At 29.0% G+C, this 5648-nt stretch carries 4 protein-coding genes and 1 pseudogene; all 5 read left to right on the top strand.

The features are described from left to right. Positions 1-815, top strand: an 815-nt coding sequence (locus Q0V08_RS10315) for a substrate-binding domain-containing protein (RefSeq protein ID WP_297434507.1), incomplete at its 5' end; no start/stop codon positions are given. 53 nt (positions 816-868) lie between these two features. Then, positions 869-1855 (top strand): sialic acid TRAP transporter substrate-binding protein SiaP, encoded by a 987-nt coding sequence (locus Q0V08_RS10310; protein ID WP_297434505.1) that lies wholly within the window; start codon positions 869-871, stop codon positions 1853-1855. 24 nt (positions 1856-1879) lie between these two features. Continuing rightward, positions 1880-3684: pseudogene (locus Q0V08_RS10305) on the top strand (TRAP transporter large permease subunit). A gap of 6 nt (positions 3685-3690) precedes the next feature. Beyond that, complete coding sequence (locus Q0V08_RS10300; protein ID WP_297434503.1) at positions 3691-4641, top strand: acetylxylan esterase; 951 nt, start codon at positions 3691-3693, stop codon at positions 4639-4641. A gap of 17 nt (positions 4642-4658) precedes the next feature. After that, positions 4659-5528, top strand: coding sequence for an N-acetylneuraminate lyase (locus Q0V08_RS10295; protein WP_297434501.1), 870 nt, complete (start codon positions 4659-4661; stop codon positions 5526-5528). Positions 5529-5648: the final 120 nt, after the last annotated feature.

Below are 5648 nucleotides of genomic sequence, written 5' to 3'. Positions count from 1 at the left end.
CAATAGTAGCTATTATAGTAAGATCAATTAATGAAGAATATTCTAAGCAATTGAAAAGTGGATTGAAAGATTTTCAAGAAGAAGTAAAAGCATATGGAATAAAAATCAAAGTTTTAGAAGTTGATATAAATGATAGCGAAGGACAAATTGAACTTTTAAAAAAATCTTTAGAAAAAAGAATTCATGGATTAATAATAATCCCACTAGATAGTGAGAAAATAATTAAAATTTTACAACCAATAAAAAATGATTTAAAAATTGTATCTATCGGAAAACAGCTTTTTGAAGAAGACACATATATAGATTCAAAATATGAAAAATCCGGAAGAATAGCAGCAGATGTTTTATCAAATGTAGTTAAAATTGATAAAAATATATTAGTTATAGATGCGGGAGATGATTTAATTTCATCAAGAAAATATTTAAAAGGTGTCTTAGAAAAATTAAAAGAATTAGATAGAAAGTTTCAAGGACCAATAAAAATAAAAAAATTATTGGAAGACAAGAGTCAAATTTTAAATTATCTTTCAGATGGTATAGAAGGAATATATATAAATAGATATGCTCCAGAAATAATTGAATATCTTGGGGAGATAGGGAAGGATAATTATAAGTTTGTAACAAACGGCTTTAATGAAAAAATACGGGGACTAATTGAAAATGATAAAGTTGTAGCAACAGTATCAGAAGATTTCTATAACCAAGGATACATAGCAGGAAAAAAAATTTTTGAAGCATTATATAAAACAAGTTTAAAAAGATCTCATGAATATCAAACTAAAATAGATATACTTTTTAAAGAAAGTTTGAATTAAAATTTGAGATTATTATATAAAATCAAAAGTAAATTCTAAGGGAGGAAATTTCAATGAAAAGAGTGTTAAAAGTAGCTGGATTAACGTTAATATTTGGGATGGTAGCATTTGGGGCAAACGAAAAGGTTTATAAATTAAAAATGGGATTAGTGGCAAACACAAGTTCAAATGAGTACAAAGCAGCGGAATATTTAGCAAATAATCTAAAAGAAAAATCAAACGGTCAAATTGTAGTAGAATTATATCCAGGAGCTCAACTTGGAGATGACAGATCAATGTTAGAACAATTATCAGCAGGAGTTTTAGATATGGGATTTGCTGAGATTGGAAGATTTAATATATTTTTTCCAGAAGCTCAAGTTTATTCGTTACCATATGTAATTCAAGATTTTGATCATATGAAAAAAGCAACATTTGATACAGAGTTTGGAAAAAATTTACAGAAGAAAATAAATGATAACTTAAATATAGAGATTTTATCTCAAGCTTATAATGGTACGAGACAAACAACAACAAATAGACCAATAAATGCGATTGAAGATATGAAGGGATTAAAATTAAGAGTTCCTAAAGCTGACGCAAACCTAGAATATGCTAAAAATACAGGAGCATCTCCAACACCAATGGCATTTTCAGAGGTATATTTAGCACTACAAACAAACTCAGTTGATGGGCAAGAAAATCCATTATCAGCAATTAGAGCTCAAAAGTTCTACGAAGTTCAAAAATATTTAGCAATGACAAATCATATATTAAACGATCAACTATATTTAATTAGTAACTCAAGTATGAAAAAATTACCAAAAAACTTACAAGAATTAGTAAAACAAGAATCAGAGTTAGCAGCACAATATCATACAAAGCTATTTGTGGATGAAGAAGCAGGATTAATTGATTTCTTTAAAGAACAAGGAGTTACAGTTACAAATCCTAATTTAGATCCATTTAGAACTGCAATGCAACCATTTTATGAAGTTTATATGAAGAATAATGGAAAAGTTGGTAAAGCAGGATTAGAAGAGATTATAGCGGTTAAATAGAGAGTGATAGTATAGGAGTTGGATATGAATATAAAACGAATTTTAAATAACTTAGAGGAAATTATAGGAGCTATACTTTTCATAATGATGTTTGTAATACTTGTAGCTCAAATTGTTTTTAGACAAATATTTGATTCTCCTCTAGTTTGGAGTGAAGAGTTAGCTATCTTATTATTTACATATGTTGGAATGTTAGGAGTTAGTATAGGGGTAAAATATAGACAGCATGTATTTATAGATTTTCTATATAATAAATTTTCAGGAAAAGGACTGAAAATAGCTAATACATTTATTCAGTCTGTTGTTTTTATATCGTTAATTGCAATGATTCAAATAGGTTATAAATTATTTTTAAGAAAAAAAATATTCCAATTAATCGCACTGAAAATATCTGCTGGATGGATGTATATAGCTCTTCCTTTAATAGCAACATTGATGTTAATACGATTTTTTCAGGTTCTTAGAGAAGACTATAAAGAGGGAAAATTTATTATTTCTCCTAAACATGTAGAGACTGAAAGTGACGAAAAGGTGGTGAGTAAAGAATGTTAACATTAGTAACATTTTTATCGTGGTTTGGGTTAATATTCGTTGGGGTTCCTGTTGGATTCTCATTGGTATTTGCCACATTATTATTCTTTGCACTTACAGACTGGAATGTAGTTTATTTTGTAGGTTCACTTTTAGTTGATAGTTTAGATAGTTTTAGTTTATTGAGTGTTCCATTCTTTGTTTTAACAGGAGTTTTAATGAATAGCTCTGGAATAACAGAGAGAATATTTAGATTTGCTAAAGCTTTATTAGGACATTATACAGGTGGTATGGGACATGTAAATATATTCGCAAGCTTAATATTTTCAGGGATGTCTGGATCTGCTCTAGCTGATGCAGGAGGATTAGGACAACTTGAGATAAAAGCAATGAGAGATGAAGGATACGATGATGATTTATGTGGAGGATTAACAGCAGCTTCATGTATAATTGGACCATTAGTTCCTCCAAGTATAACAATGATTATATATGGAGTTATAGCAGATCAATCTATTGCAAGATTATTTTTAGGTGGATTTGTTCCTGGAATAATTTTAACTTTTGCTCTTATGATAATGAATTATTTTATCTGTAAAAAAAGAGGATATAAAAGAGCTCCTAAAGCAACGATGCAAGAAAGATGGATATCTTTTAAGGAATCATTTTGGGCACTATTGACACCATTCATAATAATAGGTGGAATTTTTTCAGGATATTTTACACCAACAGAAGCTGCAGTAATAGCTACTTGTTATTCAATGGGATTAGGATTCTTTGTATATAAAGAGTTGACTGTGAAAGGCTTTGTAAAAGATGTTATAGAAACTATAAAAATAAGTGGTGTAACAGTTTTAATGATTATGGGAGTTACTTTCTTTGGTCAAGTTATAGCAAGAGAACAGATTTCAATGAAAATAGCGGAAGTATTTTTAACATTTGGAAAATCTCCATTAATGGTTTTAGTAATGATAAATTTACTGTTAATTTTCTTAGGAACATTTATAGAAGCATTAGCTTTACAAGTTTTAGTTCTTCCTATGCTAATACCAGTAGTAGTTCAATTTGGAATAGATCCAGTATTCTTTGGAGTTTTAAGTACTTTAAATTTAATGATAGGAATTTTAACACCTCCAATGGGAATGGCTTTATTTGTTGTTTCAAGAGTGGGGAAAATACCTGTCAGCACGATAACCCGAGGTGTAATTCCATTATTAATACCAATAATATTAACATTAGTTTTATTAACAATATTTCCACAGATTGTTTTATTCATACCTAACTTAATATTAGGAGCTTGATAGATTATGCCTAATATTGATTTGCCATTAGATGAATTAAAAAAATATAGAGGAACCAATCCAACTCCTTTAAATATGTTTGAATTTTGGCAAGAATCATTAGATGAATTGAGAGAAACTGAAGCAGGAGTAGTAATTACTCCTGCAGAGTTTCAAACACCATTATGTGATTGCTATGATTTAATATTTAAAGGAATTGATAATGAAAAAATTTATGTAAAAATGTTATTACCTAAAAATATATCAAAGCCAGTACCGGCACTAGTAGAATTTCATGGATATGGAGGAAATGGTGGAGATTGGTCTAGACGAATGATATATCCAGCATCAGGAATTGCTTATTTTGCCATGGATTGTAGAGATCAAATGGGAAAAAGTGGCGATGAATACTTTAGAACTGGAAATTTAGTTAGAGGTTTGTTAGAGGGACCTAAAAAAAGTTATTATAGAAAAGTTTATTTAGATGCAGTGAGATTATTAGATATTATTTTTCAAATGAAAGATATTGATAAATCATGTATATCAACTTTAGGTTATTCACAAGGTGGAGCAATATCTTTAGTTTCAGCAGCTCTAGAAAATAGAGTTTTTAAAGTATTTGCAATTTATCCATATTTATCAGATTTTAAGAGAGTTTGGAATTTAGATTTAGGAGATTTTGCATATCAAGAATTAAGAGATTTTTTTAGATGGTATGATCCACAACATAAAAATGAAAATAAGTTCTTTGAAACACTAGGATATATAGATGTAAAAAACTTTGTAGAAAATATAAAGGGAGAGGTGACAATGGTAACTGGATTAATGGATAGAGTATGCCCACCATCAACACAATTTGCAGTTTATAATAATATAAAAAGTAAAAAAGAGCATATTATATATCCAGATTTTGGTCACGAGAACATTAATGGACTAGAGGATCTGATTTATCAGTGGGCCTTAAACTTATTAAAATAAAAAACTTGGAGGAAAAAATGAAAGGTATTTATTCAGCATTACTAATCTCTTTTGACGAAAATGGAAACTTAGATGAAAAAGGAACAAGAAATATTGTAAGATACAATATTGATGAAATGAAGGTTGATGGATTATATGTAGGTGGAAGTACTGGTGAAAATTTTATGATTTCAACAGAAATGAAGAAAAGAATTTTTGAAATTGTAAAGGATGAGGCTAAAGACGATGTAAAATTGATTGCCCAAGTAGGATCAATTAATTTATATGAGGCTGTTGAGTTAGGAAAATATGCAACTGAATTAGGATATGATTCATTATCAGCAGTAACACCATTCTATTATAAATTTGATTTTGAAGAGATAAAAAACTACTATATGACAATAGTAAATGAAACTAATAATAATATGATAATCTATTCAATTCCTTTTTTAACTGGAGTTAATATGAATGTTGAGCAATTTGGAGAACTACTTTGTCATGATAAAATTATTGGTATTAAGTTTACAGCAGGGGATTTCTATCTTTTAGAAAGAGTTAGAAAAGCTTTCCCTCATAAATTGATCTATGCAGGATTTGATGAGATGTTATTACCAGCAGTAGCATTAGGTGTAGATGGAGCAATAGGAAGTACATATAACGTAACAGGAAAGATTGCTAGAGAAGTTTTTGATGCAACGAAAGCTGGAGATTTAGCTACTGCAAGAGAAAGACAGACTTATTTAAATGATATAATTGAGGCAATTTTAGGAAATGGACTTTATCAAACAATAAAAGAAATTTTAAAATTAAAAGGTGTAGATGCAATAGGATACTGTAGATTACCAATGAAAAAATTATCAGCAAAAAAAATAGAAGCAGCAAAAGAGATTGGAAGAAACTTTTTATAGGAGATAATTAATGAATATAATAGCCATAGATATTGGAGGAACAGAGATAAAATATGGCTTAGTTAGTTTAAGAGGGGAAGTTATATTCTCCTCTTCTTTACTAACTGAGGCTTCAAAAGG

The organism is uncultured Cetobacterium sp., from assembly GCF_947038635.1.
Lineage (GTDB): Bacteria > Fusobacteriota > Fusobacteriia > Fusobacteriales > Fusobacteriaceae > Cetobacterium_A.
The sequence above is the reverse complement of the archived record's forward strand: the minus strand, read 5'-3'. Positions and strand labels throughout refer to the sequence as shown.

Bases quoted from the DNA above. Each gene is read 5' to 3' on its own strand.
- Q0V08_RS10310 (WP_297434505.1), top strand. From the start codon at position 869: ATGAAAAGAGTGTTAAAAGTAGCTGGATTAACGTTAATATTTGGGATG.
- Q0V08_RS10295 (WP_297434501.1), top strand. From the start codon at position 4,659: ATGAAAGGTATTTATTCAGCATTACTAATCTCTTTTGACGAAAATGGA.
- Q0V08_RS10300 (WP_297434503.1), top strand. From the start codon at position 3,691: ATGCCTAATATTGATTTGCCATTAGATGAATTAAAAAAATATAGAGGA.